The organism is Vibrio sp. CB1-14 (assembly GCF_040412085.2).
GTDB lineage: Bacteria > Pseudomonadota > Gammaproteobacteria > Enterobacterales > Vibrionaceae > Vibrio > Vibrio chaetopteri.
In genome coordinates this window covers 1,125,410-1,148,665 of the sequence record NZ_CP115921.1, presented here as the reverse complement: position 1 = coordinate 1,148,665, position 23,256 = coordinate 1,125,410, and the positions used below count along the sequence as shown (strand labels likewise).

Here is a 23,256-nt window from a genome sequence, read left to right as displayed (position 1 = left end):
GTACAATATGCGCCCTTGTCGATGTGCGGCAAACCTAGATTTTACATTTTGGTCTATTGAATATGCTTAAGTTTTTAAAATCAAAGCTGAGTCCTTACTATGAGTTTTGGATCCTCAATGCATTGCTTGCGACGCTAATTGGCGCCCGCTATTTCCTTTATTTCCCAGACTTGCCCTTCGATGGACTTCAGTTCTCGTTTGCTGTGACCAGTTTGTTCAGCCATATGGCGCTACTCGCGTTAGTCTTCTGGCTTGTGGGTTTGGTGGTTTGTTTCTTACCATTAAAGATAAAGCGTCCTATTTTGGCACTGGTAGCCACCATCGCGCTGGGCTTTTTGTTTGTCGATACCATGGTATTTGGCTTCTACCGATTCCACCTAAATTACCCAGTACTCTCTATGGTAATGTCGGGACAAATCGTTGAGTTTCCATGGTCTGCATGGCTTATGCTTGTGGTTGGTCTTGGCTCTGTGTTTGCACTTCAATGGTGGGCGCTAAGTAAAATGGAGCTTCGCAGTTTCACGTTGACCAAAAAACTTCGCAAAGTATTTTTCCCATTATTTATTGCCACCACATTGGCAAGCCACGGTATTCACATTTGGGCAGCGGCGAAAACCTACCAGCCTGTCATGTTTGTGAACCAGTATCTACCGATGTTCTATCCAACTATCGCAAACTCCTTCCTAATTAAAAAGGGCTGGCTAGACCGCGAAGAGTTAGAGAGAAATCAAGCTAAAGCACCAAAAGTACAAGGTGGTCTTAACTACCCCCTAAATCCAATTGTCGGTGAGGCACCGTCACAGCCGAAGAACATCATGTTAATTCTGATCGACTCATGGCGCCCAGATACGGTGACACCCGAGTACATGCCAACCGTTTACGATCTGTATAACGAAGGCTTATCATTCGATAAACACTATGCCTCTGGTAACGCGACTCGAATGGGCACATTTGGTCTATTCTACGGTCTACCTGGTCCTTACTGGCATCCAATGCTAGCAAACCAGCGTCCAACAGTGTTGATGGATCGCTTGCAAGAGCTTAACTACGAGATTGGTGTGTTTACATCAGCACACATCGAGTCACCAGAGTTCAACCGTACTATCTTCGCCAACATCCCGGATCTACGTATTCGTGGTAAGAGTAAAGGTAATTCTGCTGATCGTGATATCGAACTCGTCGACGATTGGATGGTTTGGTATGACGTCAATAAGTCAAAACCAACCTTCTCGTTCTTGTTCTTTGATGCGCCACATGGATTCGTTTTCCCTGCGGATTATGAGCCGAAGTTTGAGCCAATGTCTGGACCAAACAACCCGTTCGTACGCAGTAACGATTCCGATCCGGAGCCTATCTTCAACCGCTACCGTACAAGTACTCACTTTGTTGATAGCAAAATCAAAGAAGTGATTGCCAAACTAAAAGCGGAAGGCACCTATGACGATACACTGATCGTTATTACTGGTGACCACGGTGAAGAGCTCAATGACAATGGTCAAAACTTCTGGGGTCACAACGGCAACTTCACCGAAGCTCAAATCAAAGTACCGTTTATTATGATTGGTGCTGGCGTCGACAAAGAAGCCAGCCAGTGGCCACAAGGCAAGATGACCACACACTATGACTTTGTGCCGACCATCATGAAAAACTACCTAGGTGTGACCAACGACATCGAAGACTACGCGGTTGGTGAAGATCTCTACGGTGAGTTTGTTGACCGCCCATACACCATCGTTGCAGACTACGGCGACTACGCCGTTGTGTCCGAAGATAAGATCTTCTCACTCAAAGGTAACGGTCTTTATGAAGTAAAAGACGGCACTAACCGATTATTGCCACAGCAAGAGATCGACCACGAGCGTATGCACTATGCCATTGAGCTGCTTACCCGCTACACGGAGTAATAGCTAGCTTCAATAAAAAAGCCCTCGCAATATTTTGCGAGGGCTTTTTGTATCAGCTCAGTATGTTTAAAGTTAGCGACTTAAACCGATACTAAAACCTCAGCACTCATCGGTTCGATATGCAGCGCGCCATCAGCCTCAACCACAGCATCAGAAAAGATCGAACTCAGTGTGTTAGTTTGATTGAGAGCCACTACTTTACTGCGTGATGACTTGTTGATCACTACGACACCTTTGTCACCTCGGCTAAATGCCAACAGATCTTCATTCGCCTCAATGATCTCAACGGTCGCTTCGTGAACGGTATGGTAGAAACGAATCAACTTAGCAAGTTTAGGATCTTTCCAACCATCCACCCATCTTGGTAAACCTCGTTTATTGGTGATACCACTTGGATCAAGGTCACTGTATATGAGAGGAACCCCTTCGCCGCGTGTAAGGATGTACACATACGCCAACCACTCATCCTGCTCCTCCATGACCATGTCACTAAACACATCGTTATTTGGAATATCATGAGTTGTCACAAAGGTAATTGAACGCTCATGAGTCAGAGCCAGACCAAAACAATAAGGATCAATCAATGACGTTAAGCTTCCGTCTTTGGATGAAAAGGCTTCAAAAATGGTTTTGAACAGCGGAAAGTCGTACGCCGCCAGTCTAGTCTCTTCAAGATATGGTTGAAGGAACAGCTCGTACTCTTCCTCAGTTGCACCGCCATCAGTAATGATTTCGCCGAACACATGCATGCCTTCAGTGATCTCATCAGTGAACACCTTTTTGATGTGCTCAAGAGTAAGGTGTTTTGCTGCATCAATGCGATAACCACGCACACCAAGATCTTTCATCGCCAATAGATACGCTTGCTGCTGAGCAATAACGTGCTCGCTTGTGCGCAATGTCGGCAACCCTGGATCCTCTGGTCCACCGGTCAGGCGGCCATTTTGCACTTCCCAACGATCTTTCCAGTTCTCGATACCAAACGCTTCAACAAAATCCTCTTCTGTGAACAGAGGTTTGCTCAAGTCACCAAATAACTTTTGCTGCTCAAAGTAGCTAGGATGCTCCTGATAGCACGTTATGTCTGATTTACCCGGGTATTGAAGATCGAGACGCTGACTCAACTCATTCGCCATGTGGTTGAAAACCACATCTATGTATACCCAAATATCGAGTTCATTCAGTGCCGCCATCATGGCTTTAAAATCTTCAGTATTACCGAGTTTATTATCGATAACGCGATAGTCTTGAGGCTGGTATAACTGCCACCACAATACTTCCTTCTCGCCACGGTAGGACTTCATCGGTGGGGAAACAAGCACTGTCTTGTACCCAGAGGCTTTGATTTCCTGAGCGCGCTCAGTCACTAAAGCGTAGGGCCAATCGAACGCATGAAGGATCACGTTACTTTGACTGGTGGTTTTGATAGACATTAGGATCGCCTTTATTACTTGGAATTACTTCAGTTGATAAAATTATAGTGATTGAGGAAAACCGCGGCTCATCCTCAACTTAGTTTCTGTTGGTTTAGGCGGTAGGCGTAGAAGACAATTAACCCTTGAAAATCGTGCCAATCACTTAAATACGACGATAAACCATTGAATTAAAAAGACTAAACAAGAAACATTGTGCAACAACCCAAGTTGTTAACCGAGATCGCTTTATCGTGAAGCCGTGAGCAACATCACAGCGTGTGAGGAAGGTATAATATTCCATCTATATGAAACACAAACAAAAAAGGCGCACGTTATTCACGTACGCCTTCTTGGCTAAAACAACATTAAAATGGTTTTGGTGCGTAACCTGTCATTACCTTTAGCTTCAGCTCTTTACCAATTTTCGTCATTGGGTGAACGACAACTAAGCCTTTCACAGACTTTTTCAGCTTACCCATATCCGCCTGCTCTGCTTTGGTGATTTCACGAGAGAAAGGCATGTCCAGCAAACTCTTACGCTCTTTGTTCATGTCGTAGCTTTGCTTATGGTTTAACTGAGCCAATTTCTTAGTTAGCTTGTCAATTTCATCGGTAAAACGTGAAATCAACTCATTGTCACCACGAGCTTTTGCTCCATTTAGCTTATGCTTGCACTTATCTAGGCGGTTTTTCAGTTTCTGGAGTTCTTGTTTCGAGCTCATGGCATGGACCTTTTTATGGTAAATGATGGGGACAAACGCTGGATATTCAGAGTCTAACTTATCCGCAGCCAATCTGCATAACTGACATCAGCGCGCACGATCCCGTATCTTGGTCGCGCATCATAAAGTTTACGATTCAAGAATGCCAGAGTTGAACGCAGAAATTTCTCAAACCGTTGAAATAGAAAAAAGCAAACGGTTGCAATCGCAAAAACCTTTCTATAGAATCCGCTCACCCCAAATTGGGGACTTACTGTCAGGCATTTTGTATAAGCTTCAGATAGGGTGAAGCGTTTCTACAGAGCACCAATAATGCTCCGCTATAAAATGACTCGAATCCATATCTGCTCTTATGCCAATAAGTCTGATCAGTGAGTGTAATTTTTACACACGCACTTAATCGCTGAGACAAGTGCGCCACTTAGATTTATTACTACCTATTTAATACGGACATTGCTAGGTAACACATGAAAGAGTTGTATCATGTCACTACTTATGAGCATTGTCGGAATCATCGCACTGCTATCCGTTGGTTTTCTTTTCTCTGAAAACCGTCAAGCCATCAATAAACGTACTGTCCTACTTGCCCTAACTGCACAAATTAGTTTTGGTGCCTTCGTTATGTTTGTCCCCCTTGGTGAGCAAATTTTGCAAGGCATGTCGAATGGCGTCAATCACGTTATTTCCTACGCTAATGAAGGTCTAGCGTTCGCTTTTGGCGGCTTAGGTAAGTTCGAAATGGGCTTCATTTTCGTTATCAACGTACTTTGCGTCATCATCTTTATTTCGGCACTTATTTCGGCATTGTATTACCTCAACATCATGCAAACGCTGATCAACGTAATTGGTGGTGTACTAACCAAGGTACTTGGCACGTCAAAAGCAGAATCACTTAGCGCAACCGCAAACATCTTCGTTGGTCCTATTGAAGCGCCATCTATGATTCGTCCACTCGTCAAAAATATGACTCGTTCAGAGCTATTCGCTGTGATGACAGGCGGTCTAGCAAGTGTCGCTGGCGGCACCATGATTGGTTATATCAGCTTAGGGGTGGATCCAAAGTACATTATTACTGCATGTTTTATGACTGCGCCCGCAGGCCTGCTGTTTGCAAAGCTACTGTGTCCACAAACAGAGGAAGTTACCACTGACAAAGCCATTAAAGTTGATGACAAAGACGCTCCAAAATCGCTTCTCGATGCCATTACTGAGGGCTCTCTGGTCGGTATGCACCAAGCAGCAACCGTAACCGCACTCGTCATTTCTTTTGTTGCGTTAGTGGCACTACTTAACGGTATTATCTCCGGTCTTGGTGGCCTTGCTGGCTTCGAGAATGCGAGCCTTGAACTGATTATTGGCTACATCCTGTCACCACTTACATTCCTAATGGGTGTGCCATGGAGCGAAGCGGTTACCGCAGGCGCTCTTATTGGTAAGAAGATTGCTGTAAACGAATTTGTTGCTTACATGAGCTTTGTTGAAGTCAGCGAAACCTTGTCAGCAAAGACTCAAGCTATCATTGCCTTTAGCCTGTGCGGCTTTGCCAACATTGGCTCGCTCGCCATGGTGATTGGCGGTATTGGCGCTATGAACCCAGAGCGTCGTCCTCTGCTTGTTGAAATTGGCTCACGTGTACTATTTGGCGCCATTCTAGCGAACTTAATGTCAGGCACTATCGCTGGCCTGCTTATCACTCTGTCTTAAGGAAAAACTCCATGCCTACTCCACATATTAATGCGAACAAAGGTGACTTTGCAGAAACGATTCTAATGCCAGGTGACCCACTTCGCGCTAAGTTGATTGCTGAAACTTACCTAGAAAATCCGCGTTTGGTGAGCGATGTTCGCAACGTATACGGCTATACCGGCACTTACCAAGGTAAAGAGATCTCTGTTATGGCTCACGGTATGGGTGGACCTTCAGCAACGATCTACTTTCATGAGTTAATGACTGAGTTCGGCGTTAAAAACTTCATTCGAATCGGCAGCTGTGGTGCCATTCACGACGATGTAAAACTGAAAGACGTTATCGTCGCGATGGGTGCATCGACCGACTCTAAAATCAACCGTATTCGTTTTCGTGATCACGACTACGCCGCGCTCGCTGACTTCAACATGCTGCAAAACTGTGTATCCGTGCTAAGCGAAACCGACATGAGCTACCGTGTGGGTCAGGTGTTCTCTTCTGATCTATTCTATCGCCCAGATTTCGATATGTACGAGCTTATGGCTAAGTACGGCGTACTAGGTGTAGAAATGGAAGTGAACGCGCTTTACTCATGTGCTGCTGAAAATGGCTGTAAAGCAATTGCAATGTGCACAGTGACCGACCACATCACTAAAGGTGAACACCTCACCGCTGATGAACGTCGCACAGAGCTGCACGAAATGATTAACGTGGCGCTAAAAACCGCGTTGACGCTGTAATCATTATCAAGCCCAGCATTTGGCTGGGCTTTTTAATGGCTCGCTATTGAAAAGCCACTTTTTAGATAAGTCGTATTTTAGCCATACGGTTTTAGGAACTGAGATGACAAATCAAGCCTTTGTTGCCAATCTTTATCATGCCCCAATCAAAGGGACATTCGACTATATCGAACAGGCGTGTATTGAAATTGATGGTTTGGGAATGATTACCCAAGTATTATCACCCAATCATTCAGACTACACGCAGCTCGTCGAACAACACGAAAATAATAGTAGCTTAACGCGCTTAGCCGACCATCAATACTTGCTGCCGGGTCTCGTTGATCTTCATACTCACGCACCGCAATGGCCTCAAGCAGGCAAAGGGCTGGATCTTCCGCTGCATGATTGGCTAAACCAGTACACTTTTCCACTAGAGAGCAGCTACAGTGATCTCACATTTGCCGCTCGAATTTACCCAGAATTAGTAGACACACTGCTTGCACATGGCACCACAACCGCCATGTACTTTGCCACAATTGACAGTGCACCATCAGAATACCTTGCGCGTGTGTGTAAAGAGAAAGGACAGCGCGCGCTGGTCGGAAAAATCTCTATGGATGAAAAGTCGATGTGTCCGGATTACTACGTTGAATCATCAACGCAGCAAGCGCTCTCTGACGCAGAAGCTTTCATCCAAAATGTGAATGAAATAGATGCACAGCAAGGACTGGTTTATCCCGTCGTCACACCTCGCTTTGTACCGACATCAACCAAAGCACTACTAGAAGGTTTGGGCAAACTGGTTTCCCACTATCAATGCCACGTGCAAACTCACGCCTCAGAAAGCGATTGGGCTCGAGATTTCACAGAACAAGCCTATCAAAAAACGGATGTTGAGTTGTACAACGAAACAGGACTACTGACTCGTAAAACGGTGCTCGCCCACTCAATCTTTCTCAGTGAAAGTGATAAAGAGACCATCAAATCTGTTGGCGCAGGCATTGCGCACTGCCCACTCTCCAACATGTACTTTGCCGATGCAGCATTTCCACTAAGAGAAGCTCTCGATAAAGACCTTCATGTCGGTCTAGGCTCCGATTTATCCGGCGGACCACTGCCTTCAATCTTCCATGCGGCCTTAGATGCAGTGAGTCACTCTCGCGTGCGCGAAGCGGGCACGAATACCCATATCATGGAACAGCGCGGCGAAGCAAACACGCGCGTGTCATTCGTGGAAGCATTCTGGCTTGCGACTCATGGCGGTGGCCTGACGCTTGATTTACCTGTTGGCGTATTCAAGCCCGGATACTGCTTCGACGCACTTGTGGTTGATAGCAACACCCAAGGTAGCCAAGTTCGCGTTTATGATGATCTCGATAGCGAGCAAGACATCTTAGAGAAAATCATTGTGCACACCACCGAACCGGCGATTTCATCGGTTTGGGTCAATGGTCGAAAAGTGAAGTAGCTTCAATGCCTGCATGGTTTGCATAGCAAGGTAGTATAGAAAGTAATAGCCCGCGCTTAATACGCGGGCTATTTTGTATTTGAACGTCTCTGTTTAGCGAGAATGCTCGAAGGACTTAAGTTCTATACAGAACCTTCACCACATGCCAACCAAACTTAGTCTTCACCAAGTGTGGTACTAACGTCTCGCCCGTGAAGCAAACCTTATCAAATTGAGGTACCATTTGGCCTTTACGGAACTCGCCTAAGTCGCCGCCTTTTTTGCCTGATGGGCAAGTAGAGTACTTTTTCGCAAGTGTTTGGAACTTAGCACCTTTCTTCAGCTGTTTGATAATATCTTCAGCTTGCTCTTTGTGTTTAACCAAAATGTGAAGTGCTGCCGCAGTTCTCGCCATGGGTTGCCTCGATCTTTATTCGACTATGGGATGATAAGTGGCGCTGAGTGTAATTCAAAACGAGATGCAAATCACGTTTACTTTTCGCGCAACTAAAGTTTTTCGAGCAACTGCCGCATTAACATTTGCTAGGAAAGTTTATAAAATCAATCTATTGGCAAATAGAGAAAGCGATATAATGAAAGCAACCATCAGTAAGGCAAATCAATCACAGGGCATGTTGTTGTTTACCCTCAACATGCAAAAGCAGCGCTTTGCCATCGGCACACTCAAGGTACGTGAGATCGTTCCTTTCATGCCGACAACACAGATCCCCTACTCACATCAACACGTGGTAGGAACGGTGAGTATTCGCGGCCTGACGGTGCCCGTGATTGATATGGCAGCGGCTATCGGTTTTCGTCCTATTGCGCCAGAAGAGTACAGTAGTACCTATCTAGTCGTTACAGACTGCCTACGTACCGTCGTAGCCTTCATGGTGCGAGAGATAGACAAAATCATCGAATGTGATTGGAAGTCGATTGAACCCGCCCCCGAGAGCAGCGGCAAAAATGTGTTTGTCACTGGCGTGACACGCTTCAACGACCAAATCGTCCAACTGCTGGATGTGGAGCTGTTGCTATCTAAGATTTACCCACAATACGCCGATACCAAAATTCCTATGCTCACCGATGTGCAGAGGGAGCGAATTAAAGCACTCAACATCTTGCTGGTTGATGACTCTTCTATTGCCCGGAAGCAGCTTGGCGATGCACTTAACCAAATTAATATTCCGTTCGATATTTGCAAAGACGGCAACAGCGCGCTCACCTTTATGCGCAATAAAGCTGAGCAAAACGATGCTATCGACATTCTTGTGAGCGATATTGAAATGCCAGGGTTAGATGGCTATGAGTTAGCATTTGAAGTACAAAATGACCCCAAATTGGGACATGCATATCGCATACTGCATACGTCGTTATCTAGTGAAATGTGTACCGAACGTGCTCATCAGGTGGGTGCTCATGAAGCATTAGTGAAATTTAACGCGGGCGAACTGATTGAAGCGATGTTGCGCGGTGCTGAGCAGCTTACTGCTCACTAATCCTTTTTTTTGATACCGACGCCGCTTTCCCATTGCACTTTGCCATTAGAGAAATGCGGCGCCGTTGATCAACGTTTAACTAGTTAGCGTCGTAATTGTTGTTTGGGGCAAACGAGAAGCCCTGACCGCCAATAGATGCTTCATACATTAGACCGCCCTTGGTCATAGTAAACACCGCCATCCCATTAATGTAAGTCGCCTGACTTTGCTTATCGCCCGCTTGTGCTCCAGCACCAGTAGAACCCGCTTGCGCACTCGCGCCTAATGTCAGAGCCACAGCGGAAGCTTGCGCGCCAAATTCAAAGCTGCCGCTGGTGAATGCGTAGTAATCCGCCTTGCTCTCAAAGAAAATAATTTCGCTGTAAGCCTGGGCTCCAAGTTGCAATCCAATACTTAGCTGCGCCAATGTTGAATCGCCCACATGCATACCTTGTTGGTACACTTGCCCTTCACCATAGGAACCGCCAATACCGAAGCCGCCCTTGCCGACAGTCGGGAATACCGCGTAGCCGTAAGCGTTTTCAAAAAATGGTAAGGTTGCTGGGGCTTGTTTGAACTTATTGAGTGTCGCCTCATATTTGCTACTTGATTCAGCACCCTTTGAATTGCTGTCATGACTTGTATCTTGTGCTTTTTCCTCTGAGGTCGTTTCTTCTGCTGCAAATGCGTTAGGGGAGAGTGCCAAACAGGCGGCAAGAAAATAGGGTGTGGCCTTTACTAACATATGATTTCCTTGTTTAAGGTCGGTATTACGTCAAAGCTAAACTGAGTTTTTAGACGACATGCCTTGCGGTTAGTTCAACTCGGCACCACAAATTGAAGCCGCTCTTTTGCACCCAACAAGAATCAGCTCTACACTAAGCAATAGCCTAGACAATTCTTAACATAATGAAAACTATGATAAAGAAGCTATCAGTCAATATCACCTGCATTCTGCTTGGCGTACCGCTGCTATTGGTGATCTTCTTTAAGTTCATAAACCCACCTATTTGGGGATGGAAGATTGCCCGTACTGTGTCACCACCGGAGGGTTACCCCGCTCAAGTCCATCAAACATGGACGCCACTAGAAAACATCTCATCGAATATGCCTAAAGCGGTGATAGCATCCGAAGACCAACGATTTCCCGATCACAACGGTATCGATGTTGTTGCACTGTGGAATGTCATATCTAACAGCGGTGCGGCAGGTCCGAGTCGTGGGGCAAGTACCATTACCCAACAAACGGCCAAAAACGTATTCCTGTTTCCGAGTCAAACGTATATCCGAAAAGCCTATGAACTGTATATCGCGCTACTGTTAGAAGTGATTTGGGGCAAGCAGCGCATTATGGAGGTGTATCTTAATGTCATTGAATTCGGCCCTGGGATCTATGGCGTGGAGGCCGCTAGTCAGCAATTTTTCAAAGTACCGTCTTCTCAATTAACCGCGATTCAGGCAGCACAGCTTGCTGTTGTACTGCCAAACCCTTATCGAATTCGCCCTACCCCTATGTCTGATTACGTGAACAAACGAACGCACTGGGTAGTAACGCAAATGAACAATTTAGGCCCGCTTTCGCTTTAATGGTTCAATGACAGGTTTGAGCAAAGACCACAAATCTCTGCGACATCGAAGCTCTGTGACATAGAAGCTCTGTAACCTAGAGGCTCACTGGCAAAGCTAGTTGTCTAAGGGTGTAACGCTGCGTCCAAAACGTCGAACCTGGCTCATCAGCAATACTACCGCCATTAGTAACGCAGACATTAGATAGAAACGTCCCAATGCCAGCTGATTAGTAACCCAATACTCCACTAAAAATCCACCAAGCACGCCTGCAACAACCATTTGTATCGATCCTGAAAGTGCCGAAACCGAACCCGCCTGAGTCTTATGTGGGCCTAGTAACAGAGCAATAGAGATTGGAAACGACAATCCTTGAGCAATTGTCAACACAGTGAATGATAGCAGTAGATTGAATACGGTCATCTCTACCATTAGCAGCCAAAGCCCAGCCATTGCGGACAAGGCAATCGCTAGAAATAAGATCCAGCTGTTTGAAAAGTAACGGTTCAGAATATTGAGCGAGACACTTCCCATCATTAAGCCTGCCGATGGGATAATCATGATCGACCCATATTCCGCTGCAGTCAGACCCAGTTCGTGCTGCATTAAAAACGGAAACAGGCTGAGTGATACCACGGCAGTAAGGTAGCTGATCCAGTTATAGCTCGCACTTCCAATGACTTGAGGGTTTACAATCAATTTAGCGTACGTCTGCATGACTTGTTTAGGTTTAAAGGCACGCGGTGCATAAGGTAAGGTTTCTGGCAGGATAAACCAGCCCAAACTAAAGATTGCCACCAAGTACACCAACACAAAGACAAACACCGCTTCCCAATCTAAATGAAATGCGATCCAACCGCCAAACATTGGGGCAATAATAGGCATCACCGACGCCGTTACTGAGATGTAAGACAAAGCTTTGGTGAGCTGCTTTCCGTCATAACTATCACGCAGCACACTCCGCCCTAGCACCGAGGCACTGCCTGCACCTAAGCCTTGCAACAGCCTACCAAACTCAAGCACAGCGAAGTGATCACTGAAGACGATACACAGCAAGGTACCCAGCAAATAAACACCTTGCCCCAGAATGAAGACTGGGCGTCGGCCGATAGCATCTGACAAAGGCTCATAGAAGAGTTGTGACAGACCAAACCCGACCAAAAACAAGGTCACCAGCATTTGAACGTCGGCATGACCCACCGCAAGTGACTCACTAATGAGAGGCAGTGAAGGCAGATAAATACTGACACCAACTTGCCCCGTTGCAATGATCATCATCGCAAGCAGCATTGGTGTTTTATTGAATGATTTTGGCTTTGTTTTATTCATACACACATTCTATATTGCGTATGAATCATTGATAATACACCATAAAGGAAACAGAATACGTCCTGTTAGGAAATAATAAGAGGCTGAATATGGATTGGATTTCGTGTATCAACACTTACATTCGAGTAGTCGAAGAAGGAAGCTTCAACGGCGCAGCTCGCCGTCTCAATACCACCAGCTCAGCCATCAGCAAGCGGGTTCACTGGCTTGAAGAACGCATTGGGGTACAGCTTCTCAAACGCACTACTCGCTCAGTGACCCAAACCGAAGCGGGTGCCCTTTTCTACCAGCGCGCCAAGGACTCGCTTGACCGATTTCAGTCCATTATCGATGAAACTCGATCCGTCAATGAGACGCCAGCAGGACTTCTAAAAATCGGCGCAACCATTGCCGTTGGATCTAAATTCCTAGTTCAATATCTCAACGATTTTCTTATCCAATATCCAGACATTCGGATCCAGCTCACCACTACGGTTCCTGGTGCGATGCCTGACAGCAACCTGGATGTATTCATCAGCCGAGAGCTCGACACCCTCAATACTCTCAGTATTAAACAAACCCCACTGTTTGAGCAAAGAATTGGCTTTTACGCCGCCCCTTCCTACATTGCTAAGTTTGGTGAGCCACAAACGGTGGAATCACTCAAGCAGCACAACATTTTGATTTGGGGAGAGCGCCCGCAACGAGAATACAAAATTTCCAAGAACCAGCGCATCATGCTTTCTGGAAACTTTGCGACCACCAATCCAGAAGCGCTGTTTTACGCGGCCAAAAGCGGCATGGGTGTGCTCATTAGCAATGACATCATGATCAAAGAAGATGTCAAATCTGGCGCCTTGATTCGCGTACTGCCAGAGATCCAAGCCATGGACTCGACAGTCTACGCCTACTACCCCAAACTCGACTACGACCACACGCGAACCAAACTGTTTCTCGATTACATTAAAATGCGTCTCGCGCAATCGAACGAGGAGTCGTAATCCATTCCATCAAAGCGCTTCTAACAGACGTACCACACAGCATCGTTGCCCTAAAATGGTCACACTGCACGGGTGAAGTGCATCTTCACCTTGGTAAGGAATGACTCAATGCTATAGATCGCGACAAACAAACATGAGAAAAACCAGAGTACGTGCATCATGATCACGAACCATGCGTTTTTCCATTCAGATGCCGTAATTACAATAGCTTGCATACCAAAAAAGTAGATCATCACTCCTAGAATTAAAGCTAGGCTCAAAGAAATCACGGTAATAAGTGGAAACCATTTCGTCATGGGAACCTCCAAAAAGTTGAATTAAGTTACAAATGCTATGTGTAACCGAGCACAAATAGTGCCACTTTTTGTATGGGCATAGATGTGTTCAAATTTTTCGAACTAGATGCTCAAACAAACCGCCTTATACAACATCACCCCAGTGTCTAAACTGACCCCATAGATTGAGAAGCAGACGTTGCTTCTGATAGAGAGGATAACCCCATGTCGAATACACTTGTTTTAAAATCCAGCATTCTTGGCGACTATTCACAGTCTAATCAAATCATTGCACAAGCAATCGAAGGTAAGCCAAACGTAACAACACGCGATCTTGCTGCTGAGCCAGTGCCGGTTTTGGACATGGCAGTAGCAACAGCCCTTCGCAGCGCCGGTGACGATCTATCAGACGAGCTAAAACAGATCGTTGAACTGTCTGATTCATTGATTACTGAGCTTAAGGAGGCAGATACCGTCGTGATTGCTGCGCCAATGTATAACTTCATGATCCCAACGCAGCTTAAGAATTACTTCGATCTTATTGCTCGTGCAGGCGTCACCTTTAAATACACAGAGACAGGCCCTGTTGGTCTTATCGACAACAAAAAAGTCGTTGTTTTGACTACTCGCGGTGGCATTCACAAAGATACGCAAAGAGATAGCATGCATGATTACTTAGCGACGATTCTTGGCTTCTTGGGTATGACAGACGTAGAGTTTGTCTATGCGGAAGCGCTGAACATGGGTGATGAACCAGCGGCTGAAAATAGAGCCTCTGCATTGGAAGCGCTTAGCCAGTTGGTGTAACTCGCCTTTCAGGTTGCATCAAGCGTAGTTCGGAGAAGTGGTGGGTTGGCCTAGCGTCACTCACCACTTTTTGTTGACGGTAACAAATATCAAAGGGTAGCGGCTTTCTGTAGCTGCATTTTCCGTTTGAGATCACGAGCAAACTCTCGAAGCTGCCGCGCGTTATCAGCATACTGCTCATCGCCGCAAACTCTACCGTTATTGGTTATATCAGGGCTCGAATAAATCGACAGCAGTTCTGATTCGTAACTCATAATAGTACCTGCACCGCCGCACTGATAACCTCTCGCATAAGGTTTGAGCCTATCTTTGTTCATTTCCGAAGTATGCTGCTCTAACGTTTCATCAAGAACTTTGAACCATGAGCGATCGTCATGCCAAGCCCAAGAAAGATGGCCTAATTCATGCTCTAACGTGTATTCATCGGCATACTCAGACAGCATAAAGAATTGACTATTTTCATCCGGGTTGGTGGTACCAATAGTGTCATATTCAAAATAGCCATCCTCATCGGCGAGGATCACGCCATAAAACTGATTAGGAAGCCGTTCAATGTTGCGTACCTTTTCTTCACCAACGCGCTTCGTCAGTTGGCGTCTTATTTGGTCGATATCAAACAACGACGCCGAGTTAAAATCGACGGTTTCTACCGTCGCCAATGTTCGCTTCATGGGAATGCACGAGTTTCTCATTATCACATTGCTTTTACGAACCGACTTATCTAACTCAGTATTGACCTCTTCAAGGCCATATTTATCTACAACCATTTTGGAAACGAAGAAGAAAATAGGGGTTTCGATCACCTCTTCCATCGTGCAGTCTGGGATCTTCATTCCTGGTACATCGACTTTGTAGAATAACGGGATCAAAGTAAACGATAAGCAGCCGACAATCATGGCGCTTTGAATTGAAATCAGTTTTTTCATTATTATGCACATTCATTGATATCACTCTATCCTACCCGACTGAGTACGATATGGCGTATAAGCTTGGTGAAAACCCAAACTGGCTCATGAATTTACATTGATTTACTAACACTGACGTAAGGTTACATTGCAAGGAGTAGAGTTAAAGCTCAATAGGAGCGTTATGATGAAAAAACTCTATTTTATGGTGCTCACCCTCGTACTGGCTGTCATCTTGATATGGCTTCAAGCCGAACCCCCATTGTTTACTTATGAGACCTTTATGCCTTGGCGCAGTGCTTTACTTCAACTGACGGGCATTGTGTCTGTGTTGCTGTTAACGATGACCATGCTTCTGGCAATGAGATTGCCGCTGTTTGAGCGTCTTACTCGAGGTCTGGACAAATCTTATCGCTTACATAAATGGACGGCCATTTATGGCGTCGTTATTGGTGCGATCCATTGGTTACTTGCAATTGTCCCAAAACAACTGGTTAGTGCCGGTGTTATGGAACGCCCACAACGAGGGGTAGGTGTACCTATCGATCCGGACTCGCTTTACGCAATCATTCAGCCACTTAGAAGTGGTGCAGAAAGCTTAGGGGAGTGGACGCTGTATCTGTTTATCGGCCTAATACTGCTAGCGCTTTTTGTCCCAATTAAGTACAAGCTATTTAAGTGGACACACAAGCTCATGGCTATCGCTTTTGTTGCGATTGGTTACCACTCTTTGGTGCTGCTCAAACACGCTTACTGGGGCAACTTAATCACACCCGTCACGGTGATCGTCGTTGTCGCAGGTATTATCGCGGCCGTTTGGAGTCTTGTAGGCAGGATTGGTCATCGCCGCAAACACACAGGCGTAGTGACTAGTGTTGAATACAACAAAGAAAACCAGACAACCAAAGTTGTGGCTGAGCTTCCTAATTGGCGTGGACACAAGGCTGGGCAATTCGCGTTTCTCAAGCTTGGTGATGAAGAACCTCATCCATTTACCATTGCCTCATACGATGACCATAGTCACCAAGTTAGCTTTCTTATCAAAGCACTTGGGGATTTTACTGCCGATATCCAAAACCGCGTGACAGTAGGTCAGGCCGTTGAAGTAGAAGGACCTTATGGCCAATTCGATTTCGAGGACAACAAGAAACAAGTGTGGATTGCCGGAGGTATTGGTTGCGCAGCGTTTAAGGCCAGACTGGAGCAGTTAGCAAAACAACCAAGAGATCAAAAAGTGGTGTTTTATTACTGTACTCAAGCGCCGTCACCGTTACTAATACAGGAAATGAAGCTAGCCGCACTGAGCGCTAATATAGAGTTTCACCTTATCGATAATAGGCTTACCCCGTTTTTATCGATTGAGCAGATCTTGCAGCAACATCCAGATCTGTCAGAACACAGCATCTGGTTTTGTGGCCCCGTCGGATTCAAAAATGCTCTACAAGGTCAGTTGAAGGCACTCAACATGAAAACAACCGCTTTCCATGCTGAGCTGTTTAACTTTCGATAATGGCTGGCGAAGCTAAATCGGATACAAGAACACAAAAGGCGCACATCGCGCCTTTTTGGTTGTTCCGTTTTTTTGCCTGATTGTGCCTCTTTAGGAAGATGAGCTACCCATCCATTGCGACTCAGTTTAGGCTCACTTCTACATCAGACTTGATGGTGCTAGAGCAAGCAAGAACATAACCGCTTTCTCTCTCTTCATCAGACAGAGTTTCATAGCTCGACGACTCTACTTGGCCAACTTTTACCTTACATTTACAAGAGCCACAGATGCCACTTCGACAAGCTGCAATGACTGGCACGCCGCCTTTCTCTAAAGCATCAATGAGCAAGCTACCTTCGTCTGCTTCGACTTCTACGCCAAAGTCTGGCACAGCTATTTTGACTGTTCCCTCACCCGCTTCTGCTGCAACTTGAGCTGGCGTAAAGCTCTCTTGGTGAAACTGAGACATGTCAAACTGCACCTCTTCCAGAGCCGACTTAACCGCTCCCATAAAACCAGTTGGTCCACACAAATAAATTGTGCGCTGCTGAAAGTCTGAAACCAAAGCTTTTAACCACTCAAGACTGATCAAACCTTGAGGAAAATCTGTTCCCGCATTGTCTTCAAGCAACATATTGAGATGAAAACTCTCTACGCTCTGATTTAGCTCCATCAACCTATCAAAGTAAATCGCATCGAGTTTGCTTTTCGCCAGATGCAAAAACTCAATATCGATATTTGCCCCCTCAGCTAGCCATTGGTCAACCATTGACATCACAGGCGTCACACCACAACCAGCGCTGATCATCAGCACTTTTTGCTTTGGCGTACAATCGACATTATTGAACTGACCCACAGGCGCTTGAGCTTGCACTTTTTGGCCAACCGACAACGTATCGACAATGTGATTTGATACCAGACCATCGGGGACGCGCTTAACGGTAAATTTCAGTCGACTGTCACCCGGGATAGAACTAATTGAGTAGGCACGAAACGCTGTGTTACCTTCGATATCAAAACCAAGCGAGGAGAATTGCCCTGCTTTGAATTGAAATGAGTCACTCGCTGAATCACTCGACAGCTCAAACGATACCGAATCCGGCGTCTCAAACCATTTTTTGGTACAGGTTAATTGGATTGTTTCTGAATGGTACCAAGCCATTTTCTGCTTCTCCTAAAACATGAAATGGCGCACCAAAGCGCCATTTCAATCACTGCTGATTATGCTGCCAGAATAGTTTTTAAATCGTTTTCAACCGTGGAGATACCACGCATATCGAATTTCTGTTGCAGAATACTTAGCAAGTTATCCGTTAGGAAAGCCGGCGCCGTTGGTCCTGTGTAGATACCTTTTACGCCAAGCGCAAACAGGGTAAGTAGAATCACAATCGCTTTTTGCTCAAACCAAGACAGGACTAAAGTCAAAGGCAGTTCATTGATACCACAATCAAATTCCTCTGCCAGTGCAAGCGCCAACTGGATTGCAGAATAAGCATCATTACATTGGCCAACATCCAATAGACGAGGAATGCCGTTGATGTCACCAAACTGATTTTTGTTGAAGCGGAACTTACCACAAGCCAGGGTCAAGATGACGCTGTCTTCTGGAGCTTGAGCCGTAAAGTCTGTGTAGTAGCTACGTTCAGACTTATCGCCATCACAGCCACCGACTAGGAAGAAGTGCTTGATTGCGCCTGCTTTCACTTGCTCCACAACCGCAGGTGCGGCTTGCATCAATGCATTACGACCAAAACCTACGGTGATCATCTGTTCAATCTCATCATGCTGGAAGCCGTCTTGAGCCAATGCACATTCGATCACTTGTTTAAAATCATCACCCTCGATGTGCGCAACGCCAGGCCAACCAACAATGCTACGTGTGAATAGACGATCAGCATATTGACCAACATTCGGGTTTAGCAAACAGTTTGAAGTCATGACGATGGCGCCAGGGAAATTAGCAAATTCTTTCTGTTGATTCTGCCATGCGCTGCCGTAGTTACCTGCAAGGTGTGGGTATTTTTTCAGCTCTGGGTAAGCGTGAGCTGGAAGCATCTCACCATTGGTATAAACGTTGATACCTAGCCCTTCGGTTTGCTGAAGGATCTTCTCAAGATCATGAAGGTCGTGACCAGACACTAGGATACACTTGCCTTTGATAGTCTTGACGTTCACCTGAGTTGGCTCTGGGTGACCAAAGGTGTCCGTTTCGCCTTTGTCTAGCATCTCCATGATCTTATAGTTCATAAGACCAATCTGCATTGAGGTGTTTAGAAGCGGCTCTAAGTCAACAGGGTCAGTACCGAGCCACGCCATGATCTGATGATACTCGCCATACACTTCCTCATCCGTTTGCGATAGCACACGAGCATGCTCTAAATACGCCGCTGCACCTTTCAAGCCGTATAGGCAAAGTAGACGCAAGCCAATCACATCTTCATGCAGACTGTCATGACCACGGTTTACCGCCGCCGTCGGCGCAAACGCTAACAACGCTTCTTTTGTTGTTGGCAGCTCAAATTTCGCAGCAGGAGACAGCTCATCAATGGCTATACCCTTAACCAGCGATGCCGCTTGTACTTTTTGTTGAAGTCGCGCTTTATAATCAGCAGCTTGAGTAGAGAGCTCAATAATGCGCTCTGGGTCGAAGTTAACGTTCGTCAGTGTAGAGAAGAAAGCTCTAGGCGCCCATTGATCGATATCTTGGTCAACGATGCCAAATTTACGACCTTGATCGGCCCAGAAAGAAACACCCTGTAGGGTATACACTAATACGTCTTGTAGGTCAGACACTTCTGATGTTTTGCCACACATGCCTTGTGTGTATGAACAACCCTTAGCAGCAGGGGTTTGAATGGTTTGTTCGCATTGAATACAGAACATAATAAGGACTCCAGTATATTAAGTCGCGCTTTGGTACGTAGCCAGCGCTGATTATTTCCTGCAGCTCTATAGCATAGTCTGTGCCATAATTTATCTTGCTGTTTTTTATGGACTAATTTAAAAAATCAAACCATAAAAGGTCATAATGACCCAACATAAAATCGCATCAAAAACAAACCATCGAGTCATAAAGACTCTATTTCGTTTTAAAATTGTTTATCCGAGAGCATTGGATATCTTTGCTACTATTTAGAGTAGAGTATTGAGATGCTGTATCGATATTGCTAATGTTATGAGAAATAACAAAAACAATGGGTTCCATGTGAACGCAGTACAATTTAGCGACGTCAATAAATGGTTCGGAGACTTTCAAGCTCTGAACTCTATCCAACTGGAAGTAAAACAAGGCGAAATCGTCGTCATTTGCGGCCCTTCTGGCTCTGGTAAATCTACGCTGATCCGTTGTATCAACGGCTTAGAAGCCTACAACTCCGGTGATATCCAGGTACTCGGTCACGATGTGAACTCCAAGAGTATTCAACCTGGTCAAGTCGGTATGGTTTTTCAGCACTTCAACCTTTTCCCACACCTTACTGTGCTTGAAAATCTAACACTTTCGCCAATACGCACGCTTAAGCTTTCAAAACAGCAAGCAGAGTCGCGCGCTATGGAGATGCTTGAACGAGTGAAAATTGCCGAACAAGCTGGCAAGTACCCCTCTCAACTCTCTGGAGGCCAGCAACAGCGAGTTGCGATTGCCCGCTCTCTATGCATGAAACCCGATATTCTGCTTTTTGACGAACCAACGTCAGCGCTCGATCCTGAGATGATTAGCGAAGTGCTCAACGTTATGGTTGAGCTGGCTGAAGAAGGTATGACTATGCTATGCGTCACCCACGAAATGGGCTTTGCCAAGCGAGTGGCGCACAATGTTATTTTCATGGATGAAGGGCAAATTTTAGAATCAGCGCCGCCAAGCCAAATCTTCGACGCCCCTCAGCACCCGCGTACTAAGGCATTTTTGGACAAGATCTTAAATCACTGATGATATTCAAGATTATAAAGCCGGTTCTATCAGCAATCCTACAAATCGCTCTGGTTGCGATAGCATTAGCTTGGCTACTCAACAGTGGTGCCGAGGCCATGGGCTATCGCTGGCAATGGGAGCGAGTGCCGGACTATCTAGCATTCTATGAAGATGGTGAGTGGTGGCCTGCAGAGCTTTTACAAGGCCTGATTGTCACCATAAAGCTGAGCGCTTTGGCGTTACTGTTTACCTTGCTGCTAGGCCTCATCACTGCGCTGTTAAAAACCTCGAATTCGATCGTAGGCCGCGCTATCGCCCATTGCTATGTGGAAGCCATAAGAAATACGCCGCTGTTGGTGCAGATCTACCTCCTGTATTTTGTCTTTGGCCCCATCATCGGTCTTGATCGATTTTCTACCGCTGTATTTGCTCTAGCGCTATTCCAAGGCGCCTACACGGCTGAAATCCTCCGAGCGGGCCTGAACAGCGTTCCAAAGGGTCAATTCGAAGCCTGTCGTTCAATAGGTCTATCTCGTTTTTATACCTACTATGATGTGATATTGCCTCAGGTAGTACGACGTACACTGCCACCGCTCACCAACGAAGTGGTCTCGCTAATTAAAAACTCATCCATCGTCAGTGTGATGGCGATTTTCGACCTCACTACCGAGGGGCGTAACATCGTGGCTGAAACCGCGATGCCATTTGAAATTTGGTTTACTGTTGCCGCGATTTACCTCGTGTTAACGCTTACCTTGTCTGCTTTCTCTGCCTGGCTTGAATATCGCTTAAGTCAAGAGAAGCGGTCATAACTCTCTATGCTAACCATGATTTACTAACAAGGAGTCACCCCATGAAAAGGACACTCAAACATCTAGTAAAAGCAGCCAGTTCCGTCGCAATTGGCCTTGCGGTCTCATTTGGCGCCGCAGCCAGTGAGACACCTAATCTCGATAAGATAAACGAGCGCGGCACTTTGCGTGTCGGAATGTCAACGTTTGTACCGTGGGCCATGCGTGACAAACAGGGCGAACTGATAGGCTTTGAAATCGATGTAGCGAAACGACTCGCTGAAGATTCAGGCTGGAAAGTTGAGTTTGTGCCTACCGCGTGGGATGGCATCATCCCTGCTCTGCTTTCTCAAAAATTCGACGTCATTATCGGCGGTATGTCTGTTACGCCAGAGCGCTCAAAGAGCGTGCTGTTTACCTCGCCTTACTCACACTCAGGTGTTCAAGTCGCGGCAAGCAAAGCACTGGCTGGCGACTTTTCTAAGATTGAAGACTTTGACTCACGCCGCGTTAAAATCGCTGCTCGCCGCGGTGCATTCACCGTGCAAGTTGCTCGCGAAACGTTCCCGAAGGCAAAAGTTCTGCAGTTTGACGATGATGCACAAGCATTCCAAGAAGTACTGAACGGTAACGCCCACGCAGTGATCGCCTCAAGTCCGAAGCCGGAGCATGAGGCAGTTAAACATGCGGACGCGTTATTTATTCCATTTAGCGAGCGTCTCTCTAAAGGAAACGAAGCTTTCGCTGTTCGTCTAGGTGAAGAGGACAAAAAAGCCTTCTTCGATGAGTGGATCCAAGCAAGAACCGATGATGGCTGGCTAAAAGAGCGCTATGAATACTGGTTCTCTACCCTAGATTGGCAAGACCAAATCGCTGGCGGACAATAATTACAATGAGCAACACCAACTCAATCAAATTGAATTCCGATAAAAAACCATCATCACCAGCAAAGCGATGGCGTCCTACCCTACTGGATGGCGTATTACTGCTCGCCGTGGTGGGACTTATTGTCTGGCTGGCGTACCGTTCATCCATTGGAATCAGCTATCACTGGCGCTGGAGTCAGGCGTTTGAGTTGGTGTTTAACCCGACTGCAAATGGAGGGTTACCCTATTTTGTCCAGGGCATCATTGCCACACTGAGACTCAGTGTGTGGGGTATGGTGCTTGCCGTAACTTTGGGCACCTTACTCGGCCTAGCGAAACACTCAGCGATGGCCGTATTTAGCATCCCCGCCAATCTATTTATCCAGTTGGTTCGAAATATTCCGCCACTGGTGTTTATCTTCATTTTTTACTTTTTCATTTCGAATCAGTTGATCCCATTACTTGGGCTCAGTGATGTGCTCCGTGGCTATAGCGGTGAAATATCAGCTTGGCAGGCGTTTTTGTTTGGTCCTAGCTCGCTATGGGAGAACCTACTTTCTGGCGTTATCTGTATCGGTCTTCTATCGTCGGCGTATGTGGCAGAAATCATTCGCGCGGGTCTTGCTTCTATCCCAAAAGGGCAGTGGGAGGCGGGTCAGTCGTTAGGTTTATCAACTTGGTATCAATATAAAGATGTCATCGCACCGCAAGTGCTTACTGCAGTCGCGCCAGCACTGGCAGGACAAGCGATTTCTCTAGTCAAAGACACCTCTATCGTCTCGTTAATCTCCATCCAGGAGATGACCTTTGTCGGCACTGAAATGGCTAACTCTTCCGGGCTTATTTTTGAAATCTGGCTCATTGTTGGCTTGTGCTATTTCTTACTTTGCCTAGCACTATCCCTACTGTTTCGACGCTTTGAAAGCCAGCAGAGATAGGCTTCGCTAGTTAACGGTAGATCGTT

At 46.1% G+C, this 23,256-nt stretch carries 22 protein-coding genes and 1 riboswitch; of the genes, 13 read left to right on the top strand and 9 right to left on the bottom strand.

All coding sequences use genetic code 11. The features are described 5' to 3' along the window. Nucleotides 1-62: 62 nt before the first annotated feature. Nucleotides 63-1,904, top strand: coding sequence for a DUF3413 domain-containing protein (locus PG915_RS21000; RefSeq protein ID WP_353498944.1), 1,842 nt, complete (start codon nucleotides 63-65; stop codon nucleotides 1,902-1,904). 80 nt (nucleotides 1,905-1,984) lie between these two features. Here the strand turns inward: PG915_RS21000 and PG915_RS20995 are convergent, their stop codons facing one another. Both PG915_RS20995 and PG915_RS20990 read right to left on the bottom strand, forming a co-directional pair. Further along, nucleotides 1,985-3,337 (bottom strand): alpha-amylase family glycosyl hydrolase, encoded by a 1,353-nt coding sequence (locus PG915_RS20995; RefSeq protein WP_353498943.1) that lies wholly within the window; start codon nucleotides 3,335-3,337, stop codon nucleotides 1,985-1,987. 347 nt (nucleotides 3,338-3,684) lie between these two features. Further along, nucleotides 3,685-4,041: a YibL family ribosome-associated protein gene (locus tag PG915_RS20990; protein WP_353498942.1), complete on the bottom strand. Its 357-nt coding sequence runs from the start codon at nucleotides 4,039-4,041 to the stop codon at nucleotides 3,685-3,687. A gap of 245 nt (nucleotides 4,042-4,286) precedes the next feature. Beyond that, nucleotides 4,287-4,384, top strand: a riboswitch (purine riboswitch). A gap of 140 nt (nucleotides 4,385-4,524) precedes the next feature. On the opposite strand from PG915_RS20990, the gene PG915_RS20985 reads away from it, so the two are divergent. The 3 genes from PG915_RS20985 (at nucleotide 4,525) to guaD (ending at nucleotide 7,917) form a co-directional block, all read left to right on the top strand. Further along, a complete protein-coding gene (locus tag PG915_RS20985; RefSeq protein ID WP_353498941.1) occupies nucleotides 4,525-5,745 on the top strand; it encodes a NupC/NupG family nucleoside CNT transporter in 1,221 nt (406 codons plus the stop codon). Between the two features lie 11 nt (nucleotides 5,746-5,756). Further along, nucleotides 5,757-6,467, top strand: a complete 711-nt coding sequence (gene deoD, locus PG915_RS20980) for a purine-nucleoside phosphorylase (RefSeq protein WP_112463061.1) — start codon at nucleotides 5,757-5,759, stop codon at nucleotides 6,465-6,467. A 103-nt stretch (nucleotides 6,468-6,570) separates the two neighbouring features. Then, on the top strand, nucleotides 6,571-7,917 hold the full coding sequence (guaD, locus tag PG915_RS20975; RefSeq protein WP_353498940.1) for a guanine deaminase: 1,347 nt from the start codon (nucleotides 6,571-6,573) through the stop codon (nucleotides 7,915-7,917). A gap of 115 nt (nucleotides 7,918-8,032) precedes the next feature. On the opposite strand, the gene ppiC is transcribed toward guaD, so the two are convergent. Beyond that, a complete protein-coding gene (ppiC, locus tag PG915_RS20970) occupies nucleotides 8,033-8,311 on the bottom strand; it encodes a peptidylprolyl isomerase PpiC (protein ID WP_353498939.1) in 279 nt (92 codons plus the stop codon). 178 nt (nucleotides 8,312-8,489) lie between these two features. Here ppiC and PG915_RS20965 point away from each other — a divergent pair, with 178 nt between their 5' ends. After that, complete coding sequence (locus tag PG915_RS20965) at nucleotides 8,490-9,395, top strand: chemotaxis protein (protein WP_353498938.1); 906 nt, start codon at nucleotides 8,490-8,492, stop codon at nucleotides 9,393-9,395. Between the two features lie 79 nt (nucleotides 9,396-9,474). Here the strand turns inward: PG915_RS20965 and PG915_RS20960 are convergent, their stop codons facing one another. Next, a complete protein-coding gene (locus PG915_RS20960; RefSeq protein ID WP_353498937.1) occupies nucleotides 9,475-10,119 on the bottom strand; it encodes a lipid-binding SYLF domain-containing protein in 645 nt (214 codons plus the stop codon). Between the two features lie 164 nt (nucleotides 10,120-10,283). Here PG915_RS20960 and mtgA point away from each other — a divergent pair, with 164 nt between their 5' ends. Beyond that, nucleotides 10,284-10,961, top strand: coding sequence for a monofunctional biosynthetic peptidoglycan transglycosylase (gene mtgA / locus PG915_RS20955; RefSeq protein ID WP_420884625.1), 678 nt, complete (start codon nucleotides 10,284-10,286; stop codon nucleotides 10,959-10,961). Between the two features lie 96 nt (nucleotides 10,962-11,057). Here the strand turns inward: mtgA and PG915_RS20950 are convergent, their stop codons facing one another. After that, a complete protein-coding gene (locus PG915_RS20950; RefSeq protein WP_353498935.1) occupies nucleotides 11,058-12,269 on the bottom strand; it encodes a multidrug effflux MFS transporter in 1,212 nt (403 codons plus the stop codon). Nucleotides 12,270-12,358: 89 nt separating this feature from the next. Here PG915_RS20950 and PG915_RS20945 point away from each other — a divergent pair, with 89 nt between their 5' ends. Then, nucleotides 12,359-13,249: a LysR family transcriptional regulator gene (locus PG915_RS20945; protein ID WP_353498934.1), complete on the top strand. Its 891-nt coding sequence runs from the start codon at nucleotides 12,359-12,361 to the stop codon at nucleotides 13,247-13,249. Nucleotides 13,250-13,308: 59 nt separating this feature from the next. On the opposite strand, the gene PG915_RS20940 is transcribed toward PG915_RS20945, so the two are convergent. After that, nucleotides 13,309-13,545: a hypothetical protein gene (locus tag PG915_RS20940; RefSeq protein ID WP_353498933.1), complete on the bottom strand. Its 237-nt coding sequence runs from the start codon at nucleotides 13,543-13,545 to the stop codon at nucleotides 13,309-13,311. Nucleotides 13,546-13,749: 204 nt separating this feature from the next. Between PG915_RS20940 and PG915_RS20935 the strand changes: the two genes are divergently transcribed. After that, a complete protein-coding gene (locus PG915_RS20935; RefSeq protein WP_353498932.1) occupies nucleotides 13,750-14,331 on the top strand; it encodes an FMN-dependent NADH-azoreductase in 582 nt (193 codons plus the stop codon). 89 nt (nucleotides 14,332-14,420) lie between these two features. On the opposite strand, the gene PG915_RS20930 is transcribed toward PG915_RS20935, so the two are convergent. Further along, nucleotides 14,421-15,257: a hypothetical protein gene (locus PG915_RS20930; protein WP_353498931.1), complete on the bottom strand. Its 837-nt coding sequence runs from the start codon at nucleotides 15,255-15,257 to the stop codon at nucleotides 14,421-14,423. Nucleotides 15,258-15,420: 163 nt separating this feature from the next. Here PG915_RS20930 and PG915_RS20925 point away from each other — a divergent pair, with 163 nt between their 5' ends. Beyond that, nucleotides 15,421-16,746 (top strand): ferredoxin reductase family protein, encoded by a 1,326-nt coding sequence (locus PG915_RS20925; RefSeq protein WP_353498930.1) that lies wholly within the window; start codon nucleotides 15,421-15,423, stop codon nucleotides 16,744-16,746. Between the two features lie 121 nt (nucleotides 16,747-16,867). Here PG915_RS20925 and PG915_RS20920 read toward each other — a convergent pair whose 3' ends face one another. Beyond that, nucleotides 16,868-17,887 carry a hybrid-cluster NAD(P)-dependent oxidoreductase gene (locus PG915_RS20920; RefSeq protein WP_353498929.1) on the bottom strand — a complete coding sequence of 340 codons (1,020 nt, stop codon included), beginning with the start codon at nucleotides 17,885-17,887 and terminating at the stop codon, nucleotides 16,868-16,870. A gap of 59 nt (nucleotides 17,888-17,946) precedes the next feature. Next, entirely contained in the window at nucleotides 17,947-19,608 is a 1,662-nt protein-coding gene (hcp, locus tag PG915_RS20915) for a hydroxylamine reductase (protein WP_353498928.1), read from the bottom strand. Between the two features lie 292 nt (nucleotides 19,609-19,900). On the opposite strand from hcp, the gene PG915_RS20910 reads away from it, so the two are divergent. Genes PG915_RS20910 through PG915_RS20895 form a run of 4 tightly spaced genes read left to right on the top strand, consistent with a single transcriptional unit; the run spans nucleotide 19,901 to nucleotide 23,230 of the window. Continuing rightward, entirely contained in the window at nucleotides 19,901-20,653 is a 753-nt protein-coding gene (locus PG915_RS20910) for an amino acid ABC transporter ATP-binding protein (RefSeq protein WP_418642533.1), read from the top strand. Further along, nucleotides 20,653-21,447 (top strand): amino acid ABC transporter permease, encoded by a 795-nt coding sequence (locus PG915_RS20905; RefSeq protein WP_353498926.1) that lies wholly within the window; start codon nucleotides 20,653-20,655, stop codon nucleotides 21,445-21,447. The genes PG915_RS20910 and PG915_RS20905 overlap by 1 nt, the downstream gene beginning before the upstream one ends. A 41-nt stretch (nucleotides 21,448-21,488) precedes the next feature. Further along, nucleotides 21,489-22,313, top strand: a complete 825-nt coding sequence (locus PG915_RS20900) for a transporter substrate-binding domain-containing protein (RefSeq protein ID WP_353498925.1) — start codon at nucleotides 21,489-21,491, stop codon at nucleotides 22,311-22,313. Between the two features lie 5 nt (nucleotides 22,314-22,318). After that, nucleotides 22,319-23,230 carry an amino acid ABC transporter permease gene (locus tag PG915_RS20895; protein ID WP_353498924.1) on the top strand — a complete coding sequence of 304 codons (912 nt, stop codon included), beginning with the start codon at nucleotides 22,319-22,321 and terminating at the stop codon, nucleotides 23,228-23,230. The last annotated feature ends 26 nt before the right edge of the window (nucleotides 23,231-23,256 follow it).